We start from the raw sequence: 22677 nt of genomic DNA on the forward strand, positions 1-22677 counted from the left end.
GGCCGGCGGGGGCGGCAACACGGGAGGTGCAGGCAAGGTGCGTGATCCACGATATGACATTCTCTTCGAGCCCGTGAAAATCGGACCGAAGACCACGAAGAATCGCTTTTACCAGGTCCCGCATTGTACGGCGCTTGGCACATTTTCTCCGCACGCGACCGCAAAATTCCGAGAGATAAAAGCCGAAGGAGGCTGGGGCGTCGTGAACACCGAGCTCTGCATGATTCATCCTTCGTCGGACTCGTCTCCCAGCGGCGGGGAGCGCCTCTGGTCGGACGATGACATGCCTGGGCTGCAGCTCATGGTCGAAGCGGTACAAAAGCACGGTGCCCTTGCCGGGTGCGAATTGACCCATCAGGGCGCCCTCGCCGGAAACCGCATGTCCCGAGAGCGCCCGATGTCGGCCTCGCCCAGGCCGGCAATGGATGTACCGGCTGTCGTCCGGCAGATGGACAAGCAGGATATCGTCGATGTCAGACGATGGCACCGCGCTGCTGCCCGGCGCGCACGCGATATCGGCTTCGACATCGTATATGTCTACGCAAGCCACATGATGGGTTTGCCCGGCGACTTCATTACCGAGCGTGTCAATCGGCGCACCGATGAATATGGCGGTGTGATCGAGAACCGCGCCCGGCTCCTGCGCGAGTTGATCGAGGATACCAAAGAGGAAATCGGGTCGGACTGCGCCGTAGCCGTGCGTTTTGGCGTTGATGAGGGTCTTGGCGATGCGGGTTACACCTGTAGCGGCGATGGCCGGCGGGTCGTCGAGATGCTGGCCGAGCTGCCCGATCTTTGGGACGTTAATGTTCAGAATATCAATCTCGATGTGATGACTGCCCGCTTTGCCGACGAAGGTTGGCAGGAGCCATTCACTGCCTTCGTGAAACAGGTGACGACCAAGCCGGTGGTTGCCGTGGGGAGATACACGTCGCCGGATCGCATGGTGTCGCTCATCAAAAACGGGTTGATCGATCTGATTGGCGCGGCGCGTCCGTCGATTGCCGACCCCTTTCTGCCAAGAAAAATAGAAGAAGGCCGCATCGAGGATATTCGCGAGTGCATAGGCTGCAACACATGCCTTTCCATGCAATATATGGGCGGCGCAATTCGTTGCACACAGAACCCGACAACCGGCGAAGAGTGGCGGCGTGGCTGGCACCCGGAGCGGATTCCGGCGAAAATGTCCGATGAACGCATCCTGGTGATCGGAAGCGGCCCGGCAGGACTCGAAGCGGCACTCACGTTGGGAAGGCGCGGCTATTCTGTTGCGCTTTCGGAGCGGAGCAAATTTTTGGGTGGGCGCTCCGTGCTGGAATCGGCGCTTCCCGGCCTGGCCACCTACCGGCGCGTGGCCGATTATCGAATTGGCCAGATCCACAAGCTGGCGAATGTCGATATTTATCTCGGAAGCGAAATTCAGGCTTCCGATATGGCCGATTTCGACTTCACAACAATAGTCGTCGCAACCGGATCGACATGGGATCGGGACGGAATCGGCAAAGCGAACAGATTTCCCGTCAACGGTTGGGACCAGCCGCATGTCATCACGCCCGATAACGTGATGGCGGGCCGGACGATCGAAGGGCCGGTCGTTATAAATGACGATGAAGGCTATTATCTTGGAGGTGTCATCGCCGAGAAGCTCGCCAGGCAAGGGCTGGACGTTACACTCCTTACCCCTGACCCGGAGCCGTCCCCACTGCTTAAATATACCTCCGAGCGGGAAGCCGTTCACCAGACCCTGCTTAACCTCGGCGTGAAACTTGTTACAGCCAGACGCCTGGTCGAAATCGGCGTCGACGAGGTCGAGGTTCAGTGCGTCTACACCGGCAAGGCAGTCCGTATGCCCGCCGCGACGGTGGTGATGGTCTGTCTAAGATCACCGAGCGACGGCTTGCTTCATGATTTGCGCAAGGCAGCTGGAGAGGGGCCAGCGATGGTCACTGTCCACGCAATTGGCGACTGCTATGCGCCGGGCACGATTGCTGACGCCGTCCATTCCGGTCATCGGGTCGGTCGCGAGATGGATCAGGCACCCATCGGCGATATCAACTATTTGATCGAAAAACCTTTCGTTCGCGAAAGGGGCGGGTGGGACCCGCTTGTGAGTTCGCGCTAATATCAGGCCCGATCGTTCCGAGCTTGTCTCTCCATGTGAGACCTGTCTCGCCACGTAAGAAAAGTCTGATGGGTTCTGGTGCGTCGCGCCACATGCGCGCGGCCTACGGGAGAGTGACTTTGCTGGTTACGGTGCTGCCGACGCGATTGGCTGGCGACACGCTGCTTGTCGCAGGCAAGGCCCTATTCCTGGAGGTCGCCGTCGAATCCCTCGAAAATGGACCCCCGTATCTGCTTACGCACGTTGCGCTTGAGCAATGACCAGGCAAGCTGCTTGCCGATAAAATCCAGAGGCCAAACCGGCCAACTCTTGGGCTTCCGGTCGACAATCCAGAAATCGGTGAGGTCCGTTGACCGTTCCGCCAACATATCTGCAACTGTCTGGCCATGCAGGTGGTTGATGGCAAGGCCATGGCCCCAGCATCCGCCGATGTAGATAACGCGCTGATCCCCGATACTCGTCAAATGAGGGACCATGTCGCGTGTGGCCGACATGTGCCCACCCCAATTATACGCCAATCCGACGTCCCGCAGAGCCGGGAATATCCGTTTCAGATGTGCCAGCGAGACGTCCGCACCCTTGGCGCTGACCGCCGGTTCCATCTCGTTGCGAACGGGATGGCCGCCATAATAAATGAAGTAGAACTGGATACGCTGATCGGCGGTAGGCGCCATATAGTGAAACAGGTCAAGCGAGCTCTCGATAGCATTGCCCTGCTTCCAGCCGATTTCGGCCCACAGCTTGTCCGCAAGGCGTTCCGTCACCGCGCCGCGCGCGAATACCGGCGCCTGGTACGGCGCGAGTTCCCGGCCGACTGGCCCTTGCAGTTGGTGCGTGAAAGCATTTGTGGCGATCACCACCTTGCTCGCCTGAATCGAGCCGCCCGGCGTCATGACTCGCACGCCGCCAGGCCGTCGCTCGATGTGGGTCGCGGCGGTGTTCTCATAGACCGTCACGCCCGCCGCTTCGGCCAGTCCCTTGAGGGCGCGCACTTGCTTGCAGGGATTGAGCAAGCCGAGGTCCGTATCCGAAATGGCCGCCTTGAAGTTGCTATTTCCGTTATAATGGGCCTGTACGTCCGATGCCGTCAGCCATGAGACCGTATCCACGCCGATATCCTGGTAGGTGGAATACAGGTCATGGAGATCATCCACCCAACGGTCGTTAAAGGCCACCCGCATAAGGCCGGGAGCGCGATAATCGCTTTCGATGCCATTTTGTTCGATGATCTCGCGCGTATAAGCGGTTGCGCGCCGGCAATATGCGAAGGCCGCCCTCGATCGCTCTACGCCATATTTCTTGCGGATGGACAATTGGTCCATCCCGAACTGGGGCATGATCCAGCCTGCCGCGCGGCCGCTCGCTCCGAAGCCGATGATCTCGCTCTCGATCAGGACGACCTTGCCTAAGCCAGCTTTGGCGGCATGCCAGGCCGATGACAGACCAGCGATGCCACCGCCGATGACGAGGATGTCGCAACCGAGATCCGTATCGAGGTCGCAATTTGGAGAATAGTCGCCAAAGTCGCGAATCCAGAAGGACTTTCCGGCATGAGGCGATGAACGGCCACCGGACCCGGAAGGGGGCGAAACATCAGTCGCCGCTGCCATTAGAGTGCCGCCCCCGGATGAGAGGTATCAAACATCTGCGTGCTGCCGAGGGCGAAGCTCATTGCCGCCTCGCTGAAATCCTGGCCGTTCGAAATCGCCAATCCATTTTTCCTTTCCGACGTTGAACCGTTGCATTGGCGAACAAGGGCAACCCGCCAAGTCCGACCTTTGCTTCCAGCCACTCTAGAGGGATGTCGCCAATGCGCGCGGCTGCCGCGATGTATAAACAGCCACCAAGATCAGGGCGCCTATCGCGGGTATTGGAGCAATCAAAAACACAATGGCGATAGGATAACCGATCAGTATCAGCGCGCCTATGGCAGGCCCGAGCGATTGAGCGGTGACATTCACGATATATATGGCCCGCGTATAATGTTCTTCAGGATCATTTTCTGCTACTACGGACATGTAGTAGGCAAGACCCATATTGAATACCGAAAGATATATGGAAAAAGCGACAATATATAGGGTAATATTCGTAGCGACGTAGAAGAGCCAGAGGGCGACGACGAAAAATGCGGTCGTTATAACCAGCCACTTTATTCGCCCGCCGGCTGCACCGAATATCGTCGGCAACAGGCATCCCGCCAATGAAAATATGCAGCCGATCGCGAAGGCGCTGGCTATAGCGCTCGGCGCCAGGCCGTTGTCCAGCCCTACCCGTTCGGTAAAGCTGAAGCCGACGTTGGCGCTTATGGAAAAGAGCAGCAGCGCGACGAGGCCGACTTTGCCGAGCATTCGGATATTCGCCTGGTCCGGCTCGGCGACCAAAGTGCCGACCTTTTCCGTTTTGCCGCGCAAATCGCGGGGAAGCAGCAGCGCCAGACCCGCGGCGATGCAAAGCCACAGAGCACCTGATGCCAAACTTGCGCTGTAGCCAAAATCGGACCTTATGATATCCAGCACCCAGATCGCGACGGCGGATAGAAGCATGCCCAGCATCAGTCCGGCCCCGAATGCGCGGTCCGGAACGCGTGCGCGGGCTAGGGTGCAGGCGGAGACCGTAGTCAGCAGGACCACCGCGAATCCCGCAACAAACCTGATCAGGCACAGAAGGACATAGCTGTCGGCAAACGCCGTTGCCGCATTGGCGATCGTTGCCGCGAGCGCCGCGCAAAACGTCAGCGTCCGCCAAGACATGCGCGGCATGAGAAAGAAGCCGAGGACGGCCCCGATGATGCCGCCTGCTTGATCGATGGTTTGTACGAACCCCGCTTCGCTCAGGCTTACATGAAGCGTATCGACGTAGAGGCCTACGAAGAATGGTGCGATATTTATCAGAATGATCGAAAGTGCGTAGAGGACGCAAGCGATGGCCAAGGTCATTACCGGTCGCACGCCGAGCCCGCTATCCATCCATTTACCTTCCCAATGCGGCCTACAACTTGCCGCCATTTGCGACACCCGGGCCAGTCCGGTAGAACGCGCCCCGCGAAGGCCGCTGCTTATATTTCGCCACAATCGGATGAGAAATTCAATTCGTCAATCGAATAATTATGGCGTCGCTTCGTCGGATGCGAGCGAGACGATGATGAGTTCAAAGGCCCCGCAGATTGCCGATAAATTGCTTTCGACACCCGATCCGATGTGACCATGTTCTGCTCGGGCGATACAGGGCTTTCGCGTGCGGACCCGCGGGGGCGGGGGGGCAGGACGCGGCGACGTGGTTCGGGGCTATTGCCAAGGTCATTCCGGCAAGGTGGCCGTCCCTCGGCGGCGCATATAGTCGCACCGTGCCTTGGGCCTGGAGCATCGTCGAGGCTGGTGATGGAATTTTCGGCAGTGGGGCGAGGGGTGCGACGGATCGGCTTTTGTTCCCGATCCCCGAGAGAGTTTTTGCCGGGCCGTTAGCTCTGGTATGGAAGGGGCGTGATGTTCCAGAAATGCTGGGCAATCGCCAATCCTCGCTTGACACTCAATTTTACGGTCGATAATTAAATCGTCGTGGAAATAATTATTAGCGGTCCTGTAAGCGACTGCGTTCTCACCGGGAAATGAGGAGATTATATGACCTGCAACCTTAAGACACGCTTGGCACTGGTCGCGTTGATGTTCGCCTCGCCGCTGGCAGCGATGGCGCGCGAAACACCTGCGGAAGCGGCGCCGGCCGATGTCGTCCAGGAGCTCCATGATTTCTACGCCGGCCAGGATCAGGCCAACCGTGATGGTTTGACGTCGACCGAACTCGCAAAACGCTTTTATAGCGACGATGTGATCATCACCGGCGAGGGGGATGTCGCGGCGAGGCGCGGGATCGAGGCTTCCGTCAAAGCCCTTGACGACTGGTTTGCCTATCTTGGCCCCAATGGCAACAAGGGCTGTGCCTTTGCCGTGAAGGATACCGTTGTCTCGTCGGACCGGGACATGGCTTCGGTATTTGCGGTGCTGACCTGCCAGCCCAACCCGCCCGCGACGACGAAGGAAGAGACGATTCGCCAGCTTTTCGTGCTGAAGCGCACGGCTGATGGTTGGCGAGTGGTGCGGGAGATGTGGCAGGCAGGTGGCTTCGGCAACTGATTGCTTCCGGGAAGGCCCATTGCGTTTTCGATCCGCGCCCGAAGCAATGGGCCTTCCCGATAAAGCTTAGGGGGCGCCGCACGCGGCGCAGCCCTCAGGTGAGGGACATGGCTCGTCAGCCTGTCGTCCGGAGCCGGGCCGATGGGCGTTTCGGTCCACGGGCGGATATTCCGGTCTTTGCAGTTGCTTCGACTAAGTCGGCTATGGCTTTCTCAACCTCGCGATCATGACCTGCGGCCGGCAGTCGAGATATCCACCGGCATGGCCTGCAGGCCTGTTGTAAGGCTGGCGCGCGCTGCGCGCGGGGCAACGCCATCCTATCTTTTCTGGGCTCACGCGACGGATGCTTCGGGGTTCCGCTGGTTACGCGACCGATGAAGGATTTGCGGGGGTGCGTTTATCCTTCCGCGGTGCTGAAACGCGTCGGATATGCTGATAGCCGCCGCGGGAAAAGCGGACGTTCAAAGCCAGTTGGGCTGATCCCTTCCTAGCAACGGCGACCCGCTATCGAGGGACAGGCGGGCATCTTCGAACATCAGCGGCGTGCGTATTCCCTCGACCGGAGAAGCTCCCGTTCGATCAAAACGCCTTACCAGTTCGCGCGCCGCAATTTGGGGATCGGCCAGCGCCTGGGCGACCGTGTTGATCGGGCCGGCCGGCACTGTCGCGGTGTCCAGCCTGCCGAGTAATTCGTCCCGCAGCCAATTTTGCGTGACGGCGCTGATGATGGCGGTCAAATCGTCCCGGTTGGCTACCCGCGATGAATTGGTCGCGAATGACGGCGACGCCGGGAGTTCGTCAAGTCCGACGACCTTGCAAAAGCGTTCGAACTGACCATCGTTGCCCACCGCGAGGATCAGCCAGCCATCCTTGGCCGGGAACACGGCATAGGGCGCGATATTCGGATGCGCGTTGCCCAGTCGGACCGGATTCTCCCCCGTCGCCAGATAATTCATCGCCTGATTGGCGAGGACGCCGGTCATGCAGTCGAGCAAGGCAACATCCACATGGTCGCCCCGGCCGGTTTGTTCGCGACGCGTGAGCGCGGCCTGGATGCCGATGACGGCATAAAGGCCAGTCACGATGTCAGCCAAGGCCACCCCGATCTTCTGCGGTGCGCCGGCGGGATCGCCGGTCAGGTCCATGATTCCGCTCAGACCCTGGACGATGAAATCATAGCCGGCCCGCGCGGCGTAAGGACCGTCTTGGCCAAAGCCGCTGATGGAGCAATATACGAGGCGCGGATTCAGCGCCGACAGGCTCGCATAGTCCAGCCCGAACTTGGCGAGACCGCCCACCTTGAAATTCTCGATAACGACATCGGCCTCGATCGCGAGGCGGCGCACTTCCTCAAGATCCCGGGGATTGCGGAAGTCGGCGGTGATCGAACGCTTGCCGCGGTTGCAGGCGTGGAAATAGGCGGCGTCCTGTGTCCCATCGCCATTCTCGATGAATGGCGGCCCCCATCGGCGTGTGTCGTCTCCTTCCGGACTTTCGACCTTCAATATGTCCGCGCCGAGATCCCCGAGAATCTGGCCGGCCCAGGGGCCGGCAAGAATTCGTGCCAGCTCAAGCACCTTCAAGCCCTTGAGCGGTTGGTTCGCGCTTGCGGCTTCGCGCCGCATCAGAAAGCCGCAATGCCCGTTATGGCCCTGCCGATAATCAGGGCGTGGACGTCATGGGTTCCCTCATAGGTGTTGACCGTCTCGAGGTTCACCATATGGCGGATGACCTGATATTCTTCTGAAATGCCGTTTCCGCCATGCATGTCGCGCGCGGCGCGCGCGATATCCAGCGCCCTGCCGACGTTGTTGCGCTTGACCATCGAGATCATCTCCGGTGCAAAGCGATCCTCGTCCATCAAGCGGCCCACCCGCAGACTCGCCTGCAGACCAAGCGCGATGTCGGTTGCCATGTCCGCGAGCTTCTTCTGATAAAGCTGGGTGCCTGCCAACGGGCGGCCGAACTGTCGCCGGTCCAGCCCATATTGGCGGGCCGCGGCATAGCAGAACTCGGCGGCTCCAAGCGCGCCCCAGCTGATGCCATAGCGAGCGCGGTTGAGGCAACTGAACGGCCCGCGCATTCCCTCGACGCCTGGCAGGAGGGCATCGTCCGGGACGAATACCTCGTCCATCATGATCATGCCGGTGATCGAGGCGCGAAGCGACAATTTTCCGGCAATCTTCGGGGCGTCGAGACCTTTGGTCCCTTTTTCGAGGATGAACCCTCGGATCTTTCCGCCGTGAACTTCCGATGTTGCCCAGACAATGAAGACATCGGCAATCGGAGCGTTCGAGATCCATGTCTTGGCGCCCGAGAGCAGATATCCACCATCGACCTTGCGCGCCCGGGTTTTCATTCCAGCCGGATCGGATCCCGCATCCGGTTCGGTAAGACCGAAGCAACCGATCAGCTCGCCGCTAGCCAAGCCGGGAAGATACTTCGCCTTTTGCTCGTCCGAACCGAACGCATGGATCGGATACATCACCAGTGAAGATTGCACCGACATCATCGAGCGATAGCCGGAGTCGACCCGCTCGACCTCGCGGGCGACGAGGCCATAGCTCACATAAGTTGCGCCGGTGCCGCCGAATGCTTCGGGAATGGTGATGCCGAGCAGCCCGAGACGACCCATTTCCGCAAAAATGGCGGCATCCGTGTATTCCTGGGCAAAGGCCTCGGTCGCACGGGGTTGCAACTCGTTCTGCGCATAGGCCCGTGCCGCATCGCGGATCATGCGTTCTTCTTCGGTCAGCTGACCTTCAAGGTCGAAGGGGTCGGCCCACGAATAAGCTTGCATAAAAAATCCAATCAAGAACGGGAAGCGTGGGCCCGCTGCGACGGGAGAATGCGTCTCGCCGACGACCGCCCGAGCCCGAGGCCCCAGCGTGAGGCTAAGGTGAAGCTCCGCCGGCTGCGGCATTATCGCGCCTTGGCCCAGCGGAGTGCGATTGTTGCGCCAATCCTGCCCAGCGCAGCGTGATCAGGAGTCGTCGAGCTGGATCGCGGCGAACCGGGCCGGACGATAGCGGCGGAGCCACAGCCCGAACCCTATGCCGGCGGCCATCGCGAGAATGATGCCGATCGGAAACCGGTTGATCACGGGATTCTGGCTGCCGCTGAGATATTCGAAGTTGGTGACCGCGAAGTACAGCGCACCCAGCAAGCCGACAAACGCCAGGATCGGCGCGATAACATGCTGCCAGAGGTGACGCTCGGGATGTTTGCGGAAATAGGATACGACCGCGAGGCTGGTGAGCGCCTGCATGAACATGACGCCGACGGCCGCGAAGCCCAGAACGATCAGCCCCAAGCCGAGCATCGGGTGCAGCCCCAGATAGGCCGCGCTCGTGAAGACCACGAGCGCGACGACCGAGACCGTGGCGCTGGCAGCGGAAGGAGATCCGTGGACAGGATGCGCGCGGCCGAGAACGCGGGGCAGGCAGCCCTGACGGCCGAGTACGAACAGATAGCGCGCAGCCACATTATGCATCGAGAGGACGGTCGCAAACATGCTCGTAACGAGCGCGACCTGGATGACCGTTGTGAACGCGCCGCTGACATACTGATTGCTGAGCTTGAAATAGATGAGCCCGACGTCTGCTTCGGGAATACCCTTGATATTGTCGGGGCCGATTGCGCCAACCGTGATCCAGGAGGTGACGAAGTAGAAGATGCCGATGGTGAAGATCGCAATATAGGTAGCCCTGGCGACCGATTTCTGGGGCGATTTCGCCTCTTCAGAAAATAGCGCGGCGGACTCGATGCCGAAGTAGCAGGTGAAGGCGAGCAGGATTGCGACACCCGGCGCGCCAGTCGTCAGGCCGCCGATATCCAGCGATTGCGCCGGGAAGGCAGCACTGCCCAATTCGCCGACGAGGATGGCATCGAAAAACAGGAGCAGCATGAACTCGATCAAAATCACGAAGAGCACGACCCGGGCGCTGAAGTCGATCTGCCGCAGGCCGAAAAAGCCGATGATGACCCACGCCGTCAACGAATAGACCACCCAATGAAGATGAAACCCGAGCAAGTCGCTGAAGGTGGTCTGCATCATATATCCGAGGTAGCTGAAGCCGCCGGGTACGAACATCGTGTATGAAACCACGGCGACGCCAGCCGCCCCGAGACCGGTGACCGGACCAAGGCCGCGGGCGATATAGGTGTAAAATGCGCCGCCAACCAGGACCTCCCGGCTGAACGCGGAATAGCCCACGGCGAACAGCGCCGTCACGACCGTGGAAACGACGAACGCAAGGGGGAGGGCGGTTCCACTGCCGAATACCAGCGCGACCGGAAGCACGCCGATAACGCAGGCGAGCGGCGCAACGGCCGCGATGACGAAAACGGCAAGCCGAAACGTGCTGAGAGAGCGCGGCAGCGCGACGTCCTGCCCCTCGGCGGCGGGTTGAACCGGCGCCGATGCAGTGGCGGCGTTTATTTGTGTCATGCGTATCTCCATGAGCGGCTTTTGGTTGCGTTGGATGCCGGTTCTGACGGCGACAGCTTTTGTCCCGGCGAACCTGTCGCCGTCGGATGTCCCTCGCAAGTCATCGCTGCCGCGATGGGCGATGCTGCCGCGATGGGCGATCGGCCATCAGGAGCGCCTCTCGCGGAAATCGCCAAGTCCAGCTTTTGCATCCGCCTCGCCCCCATTGGTCATGCCCGATTTCCGCAAGTCAGCTTCGAGGCCGGCGGTTGGCAATTTGCCGCTCGTCATGCCGCCTGTGAATCGAGTCGGCCGCGAGCGCCTCGGATTCGTAGCAATTCCGCCACGGTTCGCAACTAATTTATGCGACTGATCATTTTTGAAGAAGGTGGGTGAATTGGTCCGGAGGCTAGATCTATCCTGATCGATCTGGCCTATAAAAGGTTGATAATTGGCGGCTTAACTTTGATGGGCTCTGCGCTGGAAATTGCCGCAAGGAAGGCGCTCTCGATAGCGTTGGATAAGCGTTGACAACGGCAGTAATTATGCGCAAGAATAATTTACTGCATTTTTGTTCGGCCGATCTTCGCTCGGGGTGGAATCCTGTTTCCACGCGGGGGCAGGGCGACGGATCTCAAATGTGAGGGGACGCCCGCCCGAAGAGCGGGAGCGGTTCGCAGATTGGCGGCCGCTCTCTTGATCGGCGGGGAAGAAATACGCAAAAAGGGAGACATATAATGATTGCTCGATTGACCCGCGGTCCGGCCTGTTCCGCACTGGCGATTTCGCTCGCTTCGCTGTCGCTCGCATTTCCGTCGGTGGCTTATGCCCAGGACATTGCGCAGCCTGAAGCTGAGCAGCCGGCTGCAAGCGGCTCGGGCGATATCATCGTTACCGCGCAGCGCCGCGAGCAACGGATTCAGGACGTCCCGGTCGCGATCTCGGCCTTTGGCAGCGAAGCTATCGAGTCGCGTCAGGCGGTGCAGATTTCCGATCTGATCACGCTCTCGCCCAACTCGCAGGTGAACTATCCCTTCGGCGAAGGCGGTCCGCCCAATTTTGTCATTCGCGGTATTTCCTCTACCGACTATTCGGCAAATCAGAGCAAGCCCATCGCGATCTACATCGACGAAGGCATCCGCGGTCTCTCGACGTTCGAAACAATGCCACTTTATGACGTCGAGCGCGTCGAGGTTCTTCGTGGCCCGCAGGGTACGCTCTACGGCAAGAATGCGACCGGCGGCGCCGTGAACATTGTCACGAAGAAGCCCGGCTTCACGACCGAAGGATATGTGACGGGCAGCTACGGCAACTTCAATCGCGTCCGGCTTCAGGGGGCCCTGCAGGCCCCGTTGATCGCCGATGTCCTCGCCGTCCGCATTGCAGCGCTTTACGTGCACGACACCGGGGTATTGAAGAATGTGACGCCGGGCCTTGGCGATCTCGACCAGACCAACGTCTTTTCCTTCCGCGCCGCGCTGCAGTTCGAGCCGGCGGACAATTTCGAGGCAACGCTGCGCTTCAACCATGTCAGGAGCGGGGGCCGCAACTACGCGCCGTTAGCGGGAAACATCGACTTCAACGATCCCGCTATTCTCTTCCCCGGCAACAACCTTTCCAATCTTCCCGGATCGGACCGCGATGGGCTGGGCTTCTTCGAGACGGCCACGAACAGCACGCCCGAGCGCACGATCCGCAGCAACGGGTTCAACCTGATCATGAACTGGGATGCATCCGACGTCCTCAGGTTGACCTCCGTGACCACCTATGACTGGGGCAAGTGGGTCGACATCGGCGACGATGACGGTCTCGTCATCGAAGCGGACGATCCGATCGTGACCTTCGGCAAGGACATGAAGCAGTTCGTCCAGGATCTGCGCCTGGCGACGTCGTTCGACGGGCCGTTCAACGTCCAGGCGGGCCTTCTCTACACCTATGACTCGGTGAATGCCGGCTTCAGCTATTCGCTGCTTACGGATCCGGGCTGCGGCGCGGTGTGCAGCTTCGGCTTCACGCCGACCGGAACGGGCTTCGTCCAGTCGAACGATTTCGACCAGAAGCGCAAGAGCTATGCCGCTTATCTTCGCGGGGACCTCGAATTGACCGACACGCTATCGGTATATGGGGGTGTGCGTTTCAGCCGCGATAAGGTCGCTGTTTCGAATTTCAACTCGTTCCTCGGCGACAACGTCGATGCTCTGGCGCTCCAGACGATCAGCAATTTTTCCGATCGCCGCACCTTCAATAACACCAGCTTCGAGGTCGGCGCGAATTGGAAGCCTACCCGAGACGTGTTGCTCTACGCCTCCATGCGCGAAGGCTATCGCAGCGGTGCTGTGAATGCGCAGGCCTTCAGCGATCCGTCCGAAATCACGTTCGCGCCGCCGGAAACCGCGCGGACATATGAGGCCGGGTTCAAAACGTCCTGGCTCGACCGCGCGCTGACCATCAACGGTACGGTGTTCCAGACCGATTACAAAAACCAGCAGGTCGTCGTGACGGAGGCGGGCGGACTGTTTCCTCTCCGTTCGATCAGCGGCGCGCGTGTTCGCGGCTTTGAAGGCGACGTCACCGTGCGACCGGTCGATCGGGTGACGCTTGGCGTCGGTGTCGGCGTCTTGGATCCGAAATATCGCGATAATGCGACCGTAACGGGTACGAGCGGCGTCGATGTCGCCGGGAACCAGATCTCCAATGCCGCCAAGTTCAGTCTCAACCTTACGGGCGATTTCGTGCTCGCGGAAATCGGTGACTCGACAGTCGATCTCAATCTCGACGGCACCTACACCTCGCGGGTCTTTTACGACATCGCGGAGACGGAGCAATTGGCGCAGCCGGGCTATTGGGTTGCAAACGCGCGGCTCGCCTATAATTCGGAGCGCTATTCGGTCGGCGTGGGGGTCAAGAACCTCTTCAACGAGAAATATTTCACCTACGGCCTGGGCCTCAGGTTCGCCGGGCTAGACTATCTGATCCGGGGCACGCCGCGCACATATAGCGTGGACGCGACCATCCGGTTCTGATCGACGGGACGATCAAGCAAGTTCATGCCGGTCCTTCCTCCTCGCTGCTCCGTTGCAGCGGGGAGGGAGCGATCCTGCCAAACTTTCGGTTTCCTTCGCCACTGGATGGCAAGGATATGGGGATAGGTCTCGCGCGGATCTCCGGTCCTGGAGGAAGCCGCCCCCCGGAGGTCGGCATGGGCGAAGCCTTTGGTGGATGGAAGCCGAGCGATAGGGCACTGTCTGTCGTCAATTGCCCGAGCGGCAGTGGGCCATCGCTCGGCACGCTCATTTGCCTTGCGGGCCGACAGGTAATGGCTTGCCGGTTCGTCGAATCGAGCCACCGTGACCTCCACACCTCACGGGCGCGCTGGACGCGCAGGATCCTGCTGGCTTGAATTCGGTCTGGAAGGGCGCTCGCGGCGTGGCGAGATCAACCTTATGACCTCGTATAAATCAGCCGGGCGCAGAATTAAGTTCTTCGCGTGGAACCTCTATCATCATCGTCCCGCGCAGCTCCCGATCGCAGCGACGCACGCAGAACCATTCGCTTCATGCCGGACTTGCTTTCAGCAGATCGGTTGCCGTAAGCTCTCATAGCATTGAAAATAGGCGCATTATAGATTCAAGGGCGGATCGCCTTGCGGCGATGTCATCGGCTGTCCGGCCTCGCGGGCTGTCCGAACCGACACGAGCAGGCAATTCTCCTTGAATTTATACGAGTGACGAATTATCACGACTCGTGAGCAAAGGAGACTCTGATGAGAAGCTATCGCATCGGCCAGATCGTACCGAGTTCCAACATAACGATGGAAACGGAAATTCCGGCGCTTCTGCGCGCGCGCGAAGCGATTTCACCCGAGCGGTTCACTTTCCATTCCTCGCGCATGCGGATGAAGCATGTCACGAAGGAGGAACTGGCCGCGATGGATGCGGCGAGTGATCGCTGCGCCCTCGAGCTGTCCGACGCCGCGGTCGATGTGATGGGCTATGCCTGCCTCGTGGCGATCATGTCGATGGGGCACGGTTATCACCGCGAGTCGCAGGCCCGGCTTCACCAGGTCACCGTCGACAACGGCAAGTCGGCGCCCGTCGTCTCTTCCGCCGGGGCGCTTGTCGATGGCATCAAGGCGATTGGCGCCAAGCGGGTGGCGATCGTCGCACCCTATATGAAACCGCTGACCGAAATGGTCGTCGACTATATCCGCAGCGAAGGTATCGACGTGGCGGAATGGCGCGCGCTGGAGATTTCCGACAATCTCGCAGTCGCCGCGCACGACCCTGCCCGTCTTCCCGGCATCGTCGCCGGCATGGAGCAGCTCGACGAGGTCGACGCGGTCATATTGTCGGCGTGCGTGCAGATGCCCTCTCTGCCCGCTGTCTCGATTGTCGAGGCGCAGGTCGGCAAGCCCGTTTTGACCGCGGCGATCGCCACGACTTGGGCAATGCTGAAGTCGCTCGAGCTCGACACGCGGGTGCCCGGTGGCGGCACGCTCCTATCCGGCGCCTACTGAGGGGATGGCGATGCGCGGCTATAACGTCCATGCAAACGGCATCCGGCACCATCTGATCCGGCACGGTGAGGGCGGGGCGCAAATGCTGCTGATCCCGGGGATTACCTCGCCGGCGGTGACGTGGGACTTCGTTGCCGGCCCCCTTTCGGCGCATTTCGAAGTTCATGTGCTCGATGTGCGGGGGCGGGGCCTCAGTCAGGGGGGCGACCTCGACTATTCGCTCGATGCGATGGCGGACGATGCCGTTGCGCTTGTCGAGGCACTCGGAATGGAACCGCCGATCGTCCTCGGGCATTCGATGGGCGCGCGCACCGCGATCCGCGCCGCGCGCAAGGCGCCGGAAGCCTTCGGAGGACTGATTCTCGCCGATCCGCCGGTAAGCGGGCCCGGTCGCCGTGCCTACCCATCGGCCTGGCCCTGGTACGAGGACTCCATCCTGTTGGCTCAGCGGGGCTGTTCGGCGGACGACATGAAGGCCTTCTGTCCCACCTGGACCGAAGAGCAGCGCGCGCTTCGGGCCGAGTGGCTCCACAGCTGCGAACTCCATGCGATCGATACCGCCTACAAGGGTTTTCATACCGACGACATCCATCAGGATTTGCCGCACCTTGCTTTGCCGATGCGCCTGGTCGTCGCCGGCGCCTCCCCGGTGATCGAAGCGGCCGACATCGCCGAGATCGAGGCCCTTGTACCGCACATCGAAGTCACGACCGTCGAGGGCGCGGGACACATGATCCCGTGGGACGATCTCGATGGTTTCTTGCGCGCCGTAAGCGATTTCAGAATCTGACAGAATTGGAGCGTCCGAAATGGATCGCGCAAGCTTTATCGAAATTTGCCTTCATCAGCTGAAGATGTCCGGAGTGCGTGCGGAGGAACGCCTCATTGTCCTCACCCAGGGGGAGGAGCGGCTCGACTATGCCGATGCCTTCCTTGCCGCCGGCAGGATGTTGGGCGCCAATATCTATCACATGCGCCTTCCCGCGGCCTCGCCCATGGCGGGCTGGGCCGTCGGCCAGACGTCGCTCGCCGCCATGCCCGAGGCAGTCGACGCGCTCAAGAATTGCGACATGCTCATCGACTGCATCTTTCTCCTTTTCTCGCCGGAGCAGATGGCGATCCAGGCGGCGGGCACGCGCGTGCTGACGGTGGTCGAGCCGCCGGAACTGCTCGCGCGCATGCTGCCGAACCACGAATTGCGCGAGAAGGTCGAGCGGGCGGGAGAATTGCTGTCGCGGGCGAGGTCGATGCACATCACCTCTCCCCATGGAACCGATGTGATCTACAAGCTCGGGACCTATCCCACCATCACCGAATATGCCTGCACGGACCAGCCCGGACGATGGGACCATTGGCCGTCGGGCTTCGTGTTCACGGGCGGTGACGATGATGGCGTCGACGGTCAGATCGTTGTCGGGCCGGGTGACGTGCTCCTTCCACAGAATATCTATGTTCGCGAGCCGATCATCTACACGATCGAGCAGGGAAAGATCACCGACATCCGCGGCGGACTGGAAGCCGACCTGGTCAAGTCCTACATGGCCGACTTCGACGACGAGCGCGGATTTGCCATGAGCCATATCGGCTGGGGGATGAACCCGGACGCCAAATGGCATCGTATGACGCCTGGCGAATTCCCCGGGGGTATGGGGATGGAGCCGCGCAGCTATCTCGGCAACGTCCTGTTTTCCACCGGTCCCAACAACGAACTCGGCGGGTTGAACGATACGGCCTGCCACCTCGATATTCCCATGCGCGGCTGCTCGCTGTTCCTCGATGGCGAGCCGGTGCTCATCGACGGCGAAATCATGGTGGATGAACTTCGGTTCGACGGAAATGGCGCGGCGGGCGCGGCGGGCGCGACGGAAAGCAAGGTGTTCGATGTCGCAGGATGACGTCTATGACAAGGCCGGATTCGGCCGCAACGCTCCCAGGGGAACCCGCCCGGCGGTGATCGTGGTCGATTTCTCCTACGGCTTCACCGACACAAATTATCCGACCGCCGCGGATATGACCGCCGAGATGGCTGCCACGCGCCGGCTGACCGATGTTGCGCGCGAACGCGGCTTTCCCGTGATCTACACCACCATCGCCTATCAGCCTTGGGAAGCGGAGGCATTGCCCTGGCTCCGCAAGGCGACCGGCATGAAGGCACTGATGGCGGGCACGCGGCTGGTCGAAATCGACAGCGCGGCCGGGATCCGTCCGGGCGATCCTGTCATCGTCAAGCATGGCGCGTCGGCCTTTCATGGCACGAACCTCGCTGGCCTGCTCACCGCCGCCGGGGTCGATACGGTCGTCATCACGGGGGCGACTACATCGGGATGCGTGCGCGCCACGGCGGTCGATGCCGTGCAATCGGGCTTTACCGTGCTGGTTCCGCGCGACTGCTGCGCTGACCGGGCGTCCGCGCCGCACGAAGCCAATCTTTATGACATCGCTCAAAAATATGGCGACGTCACCAGCGCCGACGATATCCTGACCTGGTTCGACCAGGTCAACTCGCCGGACTGGCATCGCCCGGTTAATCTAGGAGAGGGAGATCAATGACCCAGCATGTAATTATCGCCGGCGCGGGACCGACCGGTTTGCTCACGGCCATCGGCCTCGCGCAGGCCGGGACGCGCGTTACGATCATCGAGGCCGAGGCCCAACTCAACGACAGTCCGCGGGCGCTCGTCTACCACTATCCGGTGCTGCCATATCTCGAGAAAATGGGTCTCCTGCAGGATTGTGTCAACGAGGGCTTCCTTCGTCAGACCTTCGGCTGGCACATCCACAGCACGGGGGAGATGATCGAGTGGGCGGGCTCGCCAGCCTATGAGGCCGGGCAGGCGCTCCATTTGCATCAAGGCTTGCTCTCGCAGGTTTTCGCCCGGCATGTCGCCATGCTCCCGAATATCGAAATCCGCTACGAGACGCGCTTGCAAGGTTGCAGTCAGCATGCCGACGGCGTGATCGTCGAGCTCGACGGACCGGCCGGCCCGGAACGCCTGGAGGGTGATTTTCTTATCGGCGCCGATGGCGCGAACAGCGCGGTGCGCAGAAATGTCCTGGGCCTGCAATTCTTCGGCGTGACGTGGCCCAACCGCTACGTCGCGACCAATACGAGAATCGATCTTACATCGCTCGGATATTCGCCGACTGTGATGCAGATCGATCAGAAGCATGGCGCGGTCATCTGCAAGATCGACCAGTCCGACGCGTGGCGCGTTACTTTCGTCGAAGATCCGGAACTGCCGCTCGAGGGGCTGTCCGAACGCATCGATGCCATGTTCGCCGACCATCTTCCCGATCTGCCGTACGAAGTCCTGGCCGCCTCGCCTTACCGGATGCACCAGCGCGTGGCGGACAAGATGCGCGTAGGCCGTGTCATCCTCGTCGGCGATGCCGCCCATGTGACCAATCCGACCGGCGGTCTCGGTCTCACGGGCGGAATGTTCGATGCGTTCGCTTTGATCGAAGCCCTGAACCGGGTGATCCACGATGGCGCCGATCACGACATTCTGGAGTTTTACGAGCAGGACCGTCGGCGCATTTTTACCGAAATCACGTCTCCGCGCGCTTCGCTCAACCTGCGCAACCTCTATTATCTCAAGGAGGGCCAGGAGAAGGAAGAGCGAATTCAGTTCCTCCGCACCGTCGCGGGGGACCAGGAACTGATCCGAAGGGAACTGAGTTTTACCGACCAATTGATCACGCATTTCTGAGTTCGTGATGGAGCCATATCGACTCAAGGACTTCGGCGGCCGTTTCCTCACCGGTGAGCCCGTTCATGCGGAAGGCAAGATCTGGCCGGGGATCGGTGCCTATGTCGAGTGGTTTGTACCCGAGCAGTCGCGGCCGATGTCCGTCCTCTTTGTTCACGGAGGGGGCGGACAGGGGTCCGAATTCCTGAGGACGCCCGATGGCCGGCCTGGCTGGGCGCACAGCTTTCTGCGCGCGGGCTTTCCGGTCTATATCCTTGATCGCCCTGGGCACGGTCGTTGCGCCTGGAACGAAAGGGTGCTCGGGCCGGCGCTGCCGCTTCCGGACTATGCGTTGCTTTATCCCCGGTTTGTCGAACCGGCACGGCATAATCTCTGGCCAGAGGCGGTAAAGCATGATCGCTGGCCGGACGATCCCCGGGCCGGCGACCGGTTTATGGCTAGCCAGGGGCCGATGCCGACCACGCTTGCTGCGGCCCAGCAACATGTCGAGGCGATCGCCGACCAGCTGTTTGAGCTGACCGGACCGACGATCATCGTCAGCCATTCGGCTGGTGGTCCGTGCGGCTGGGCACTCGCGGCCATGGGCGGAGACAAGGTCGCTGCGATCCTCGCGATCGAACCCCTGGGATATCCTGGCATGGTGCATCCACACGGGGCATTCGAGAATGGTCTTTGTGCGGCGCCCTATGTCGGGAAGGCCGATCCGTTCGGCCGGCCCGTGGCGATCGTCACGGGCGAGGCAAGCTGGATGCGTGAGGCCAATGCGCGCGCGGCCGCCTTCATTCGCGATCGCGGGAATGTTTTTGACCATATTCGGCTCGAAGAGCATGGTATCGGGGGCAATGGACACATGCTGATGAGTGAGATAAACAGCGTGGCGATCGCGGAATTGCTTGTCGGGTGGATCGAGCGGAACCTCCGCGAACAGGCTTCCTTTCCTGGCAGTGACGCCGTTCCTGGCTAGAAGAGGGCTCGACTTTGAATGCGGAAAGAGTAGAGATGGATGCCGATGCCATTGTAGCTGCAGACACGACAGTGAAGGGTGAGAAAAAGAAGCCGGCAAGGAAGCCCGGGCGCCCCAAGAATAATGGCAAGCTGAAGGAAAAGATCCTGGACGCGGCGGAGATTGCTTTCGCCGAAGGTGGCTATACCGGGATAAGCGTACGCGACATAGCGGAACGCGCTGGCGTGAATCAGGGGCTGATCCGCTATTATTTCGACACGAAAGAGCAACTATTCGACGAAGTCTACAAGCGGCGCGGCGGCCTGCTGTCCGGGCACCGTCACGTGTTGCTCGACCGACTGCTCGAGTCCGGCAAGCCGCTGCGGGTGGAGGATATCATCCGCGCCTATCTCCAGCCGCAGTGGGACCTCAAGCATAGCGGCGAGGCCGGCGCCGCGTTCGCGCAACTGCAGTCCCGCCTGCATTCGGAGCCTGAAGAACATGCCCTGCGCCTCCGCAAGGAAGTCTATGACGCGTCGGTCAAACGATATGTCGATGTTCTGGCACAGGTTCTTCCGCAACTGCCCCGGCGGACGATCGGACTGCGAATGTCGTTCCTGGTCGGCACCTATATGTTCATGCTGAACGACCTGGGGCGTATCGAGGATTTGACTGAAGGCAAGATCCATCATCTGTCGAAGGACGAGATGCTCGATAATATGGTGGCGTTTCTTTCGGCCGGGATGCAGGCCGAGCGGCCCTAAGCGCGCGCTTGCGCGGTAGGCGGGGCGCAGCCCGCCTCTTGTGATGGAGGCGATCGGTCCCTTCCGCCGGGAGACCGCCCCCTTGTCGCCGCGGCCTTGTCCACAGTCCGGAAGCATCCTAGACGCGCCGCCCATCTTTGCTGAGGCGACGCAATGCTTGCCGGCCGTGATCGATGATCGCGGCCGGGAACGGGGAGCCCGTCCCAGGTGCGGGTCTCAGGGGCGCCGGTCTCTGGTTATCCTTGGACCCGTCCTCGCAGGCGTGGTGTGACCTCGATCGGGCGCAATCCCGCGAGTAAATTATTCATATATGCAATAAAGTTCGGCCGCCTTGGTTGCACGGCTGCGGCGCGAGAATCTGCTTTAGTCGCAGAAATTGAAGCGCGCCGCCGTTGTGAATGGCATTTACGACGCCCAATCGCCCGGAGCTTGATCCCTGGGCGCCCACATGCTCGACGGTCACGCCGGAACGTTGACAAGCGTAGTTATTCTGCGACTATATAATTTATAAAATGAATGTGGCTCGGGAAGGCGATCCAGGAAAATTCGTTCCAGGGCCGCGAGAATAGCCGGATAGCAGGAGGCAGGAATGAACGGTATCTTGGTTACCAAGGCGACCGGGACAACGGGACGACATGTGGTGAGCGGGCTCGCGGGCCGCGGCGTCACGGTCAAGGCCGCGTCGAGAAACCCGTCATCCGCACCGCAAGGCGACATCGTTCCGGTAGCTTTCGACTGGGAAAACCGTTCGACCTGGGCTTCTGCACTGGCCGGCGTCGATGCCGTCTATCTTGTGAAGCCGGAATGTGCCGAAGTGACCGAAATTGTCGGCGACTTCACCCGATTGGCGGAGACGTCCGGGGCGACGAAGATCGTGCTGCTTTCGGAAATTGCGGCCGAGACGCGCGCCGACGACGCGCACGAACTTCAGGTCGAACGCGTGATTGGGGAGAGCGATCTCGACTATGCCATATTGCGGCCGAACTGGTTCATGCAGGACTTTGTCGACGACCGCTTTTTTGGAGACCTGATTCGCCAGGATGGTGTCGTCGTGATGACGACCGGGGGCGCCGCAACGTCTTGGATCGACGCCAGGGATATTGCCGCCGTCGCCGTCGAACTCCTGGTCGGGCGGAACTGCGGCAAGCAAGCGCTCACATTGACCGGTCCCGAGGCGTTCACTCTGGAACAACTTGCCGATCGCATATCGGCCGCCGCCGGGACGGTGGTCCGGCCGGTCGAGGAGACGACCGAGGCGGCGGAAGCGAGGCTGAGAAGTGCCGGAGCCCCGGAGCAGTTTATCGAATATTTCTCGAACATCGGGCGTAGCATCATCAAGGGGGAAACGGCCGTCGTTACCGGCATCGTCGCAGATATTGCCGGTCGCCCGCCGCGCAGCCTTGACGCCTTTCTGGCGGAGCACGCGTCATCGCTCCGGCGGGGCGGGGGACTGTGACGGTGTCGGCGGCGGTCGAAACCCAGCTCGCGCGCGAGAATGCGGAGTTGCTCAAGAGGCAGGTAGACGCCTGGGCGCGCAACGACCTGGATGAGCTCCTAACGCTCTACAATGATGACATGGTATATATCGATATGCCGTTCCCGGATCATCCCGTGCGGGGCAAGCAAGCGTTCCGGGAGCATGTGCGTAGCCATAGTGCACAGTTCGTCCCGGGAACCGTTCAGGTCGAATATGCGAACATTATCGCGAGCAGCACGGGCGTTGTGGGCGAGTTGCGGGTCACGGCGCGGTATGTCGGCGAGGGCGCGCCCGACGGCGGTGCCGAAATCTCGTGGTGGGTCGTTTTGATCGACACGATCGTCAATGGCAAGGTGAGCACCGAGCATGCCCATTTCGACTCGATGGCCTTTGCGAAGGCTATCGAACAAAGCAATGCAGGCCTTTGATCCAGCCGAAAAGAAGGATGGCGCACGCCGCCTCCCGTGACGCTGAACGTAGGCGGCAGCTGCGATGTTCATGGCCTTCGCGATCTCAGCCCAGCCGGCGTCACGATAATTATTCTTTTGTATAATTGATTGGCGGTGCTATCCTTTCCGGATCGTCGATG

Annotated in this window: 18 protein-coding genes; 13 read left to right on the plus strand and 5 right to left on the minus strand. The window is 60.7% G+C overall.

What is annotated here, in order from left to right; translation table 11 throughout:
* Positions 1-73 precede the first annotated feature (73 nt).
* Positions 74-2122 (plus strand): oxidoreductase, encoded by a 2049-nt coding sequence (locus QOL68_RS17855; protein ID WP_282950341.1) that lies wholly within the window; start codon positions 74-76, stop codon positions 2120-2122.
* A 182-nt stretch (positions 2123-2304) separates the two neighbouring features.
* On the opposite strand, the gene QOL68_RS17860 is transcribed toward QOL68_RS17855, so the two are convergent.
* Positions 2305-3732 (minus strand): NAD(P)/FAD-dependent oxidoreductase, encoded by a 1428-nt coding sequence (locus QOL68_RS17860; RefSeq protein WP_282950342.1) that lies wholly within the window; start codon positions 3730-3732, stop codon positions 2305-2307.
* 183 nt (positions 3733-3915) lie between these two features.
* On the minus strand, positions 3916-5058 hold the full coding sequence (locus tag QOL68_RS17865) for an MFS transporter (protein ID WP_282950343.1): 1143 nt from the start codon (positions 5056-5058) through the stop codon (positions 3916-3918).
* On the opposite strand from QOL68_RS17865, the gene QOL68_RS17870 reads away from it, so the two are divergent.
* Positions 5045-5323, plus strand: a complete 279-nt coding sequence (locus tag QOL68_RS17870) for a hypothetical protein (protein ID WP_282950344.1) — start codon at positions 5045-5047, stop codon at positions 5321-5323. The genes QOL68_RS17865 and QOL68_RS17870 overlap by 14 nt on opposite strands.
* Before the next feature lie 416 nt (positions 5324-5739).
* Entirely contained in the window at positions 5740-6249 is a 510-nt protein-coding gene (locus QOL68_RS17875) for a YybH family protein (RefSeq protein ID WP_282950345.1), read from the plus strand.
* Positions 6250-6710: 461 nt separating this feature from the next.
* Here QOL68_RS17875 and QOL68_RS17880 read toward each other — a convergent pair whose 3' ends face one another.
* The 3 genes from QOL68_RS17880 to QOL68_RS17890 all read right to left on the minus strand — a co-directional run bounded on the left by QOL68_RS17880 (position 6711) and on the right by QOL68_RS17890 (position 10699).
* The gene (locus QOL68_RS17880; protein ID WP_282950346.1) at positions 6711-7874 is read right to left on the minus strand and encodes a CaiB/BaiF CoA transferase family protein; all 1164 of its coding nucleotides are present in this window, start codon (positions 7872-7874) and stop codon (positions 6711-6713) included.
* Positions 7874-9049, minus strand: a complete 1176-nt coding sequence (locus QOL68_RS17885; RefSeq protein ID WP_282950347.1) for an acyl-CoA dehydrogenase — start codon at positions 9047-9049, stop codon at positions 7874-7876. The genes QOL68_RS17880 and QOL68_RS17885 overlap by 1 nt, the downstream gene beginning before the upstream one ends.
* Positions 9050-9232: 183 nt before the next feature.
* Entirely contained in the window at positions 9233-10699 is a 1467-nt protein-coding gene (locus QOL68_RS17890) for an APC family permease (RefSeq protein ID WP_282950348.1), read from the minus strand.
* Between the two features lie 716 nt (positions 10700-11415).
* On the opposite strand from QOL68_RS17890, the gene QOL68_RS17895 reads away from it, so the two are divergent.
* The 10 genes from QOL68_RS17895 to QOL68_RS17940 all read left to right on the plus strand — a co-directional run bounded on the left by QOL68_RS17895 (position 11416) and on the right by QOL68_RS17940 (position 22516).
* Positions 11416-13701 carry a TonB-dependent receptor gene (locus QOL68_RS17895; RefSeq protein ID WP_282950349.1) on the plus strand — a complete coding sequence of 762 codons (2286 nt, stop codon included), beginning with the start codon at positions 11416-11418 and terminating at the stop codon, positions 13699-13701.
* Positions 13702-14441: 740 nt separating this feature from the next.
* Positions 14442-15194 (plus strand): maleate isomerase, encoded by a 753-nt coding sequence (ndpH, locus tag QOL68_RS17900; protein ID WP_502957423.1) that lies wholly within the window; start codon positions 14442-14444, stop codon positions 15192-15194.
* A gap of 10 nt (positions 15195-15204) precedes the next feature.
* Positions 15205-15984, plus strand: coding sequence for an N-formylmaleamate deformylase (gene ndpF / locus QOL68_RS17905; protein ID WP_282950350.1), 780 nt, complete (start codon positions 15205-15207; stop codon positions 15982-15984).
* Positions 15985-16003: 19 nt separating this feature from the next.
* Positions 16004-17089 (plus strand): 2,5-dihydroxypyridine 5,6-dioxygenase, encoded by a 1086-nt coding sequence (ndpE, locus tag QOL68_RS17910; protein WP_282950351.1) that lies wholly within the window; start codon positions 16004-16006, stop codon positions 17087-17089.
* Positions 17076-17744 (plus strand): isochorismatase family protein, encoded by a 669-nt coding sequence (locus tag QOL68_RS17915; protein ID WP_282950352.1) that lies wholly within the window; start codon positions 17076-17078, stop codon positions 17742-17744. The genes ndpE and QOL68_RS17915 overlap by 14 nt, the downstream gene beginning before the upstream one ends.
* Entirely contained in the window at positions 17741-18904 is a 1164-nt protein-coding gene (locus tag QOL68_RS17920; protein ID WP_282950353.1) for an FAD-dependent oxidoreductase, read from the plus strand. Before QOL68_RS17915 ends, QOL68_RS17920 begins: the two co-directional genes overlap by 4 nt.
* A gap of 7 nt (positions 18905-18911) precedes the next feature.
* Complete coding sequence (locus QOL68_RS17925; RefSeq protein ID WP_282950375.1) at positions 18912-19868, plus strand: alpha/beta fold hydrolase; 957 nt, start codon at positions 18912-18914, stop codon at positions 19866-19868.
* A 35-nt stretch (positions 19869-19903) separates the two neighbouring features.
* The gene (locus QOL68_RS17930; protein WP_282950354.1) at positions 19904-20611 is read left to right on the plus strand and encodes a TetR/AcrR family transcriptional regulator; all 708 of its coding nucleotides are present in this window, start codon (positions 19904-19906) and stop codon (positions 20609-20611) included.
* A gap of 589 nt (positions 20612-21200) precedes the next feature.
* On the plus strand, positions 21201-22067 hold the full coding sequence (locus QOL68_RS17935) for an NAD(P)H-binding protein (protein ID WP_282950355.1): 867 nt from the start codon (positions 21201-21203) through the stop codon (positions 22065-22067).
* A complete protein-coding gene (locus QOL68_RS17940; RefSeq protein WP_282950356.1) occupies positions 22064-22516 on the plus strand; it encodes a nuclear transport factor 2 family protein in 453 nt (150 codons plus the stop codon). The genes QOL68_RS17935 and QOL68_RS17940 overlap by 4 nt, the downstream gene beginning before the upstream one ends.
* Positions 22517-22677 lie beyond the last annotated feature (161 nt).

The organism is Sphingopyxis sp. Geo25 (genome assembly GCF_949769135.1).
Lineage (GTDB): Bacteria > Pseudomonadota > Alphaproteobacteria > Sphingomonadales > Sphingomonadaceae > Sphingopyxis.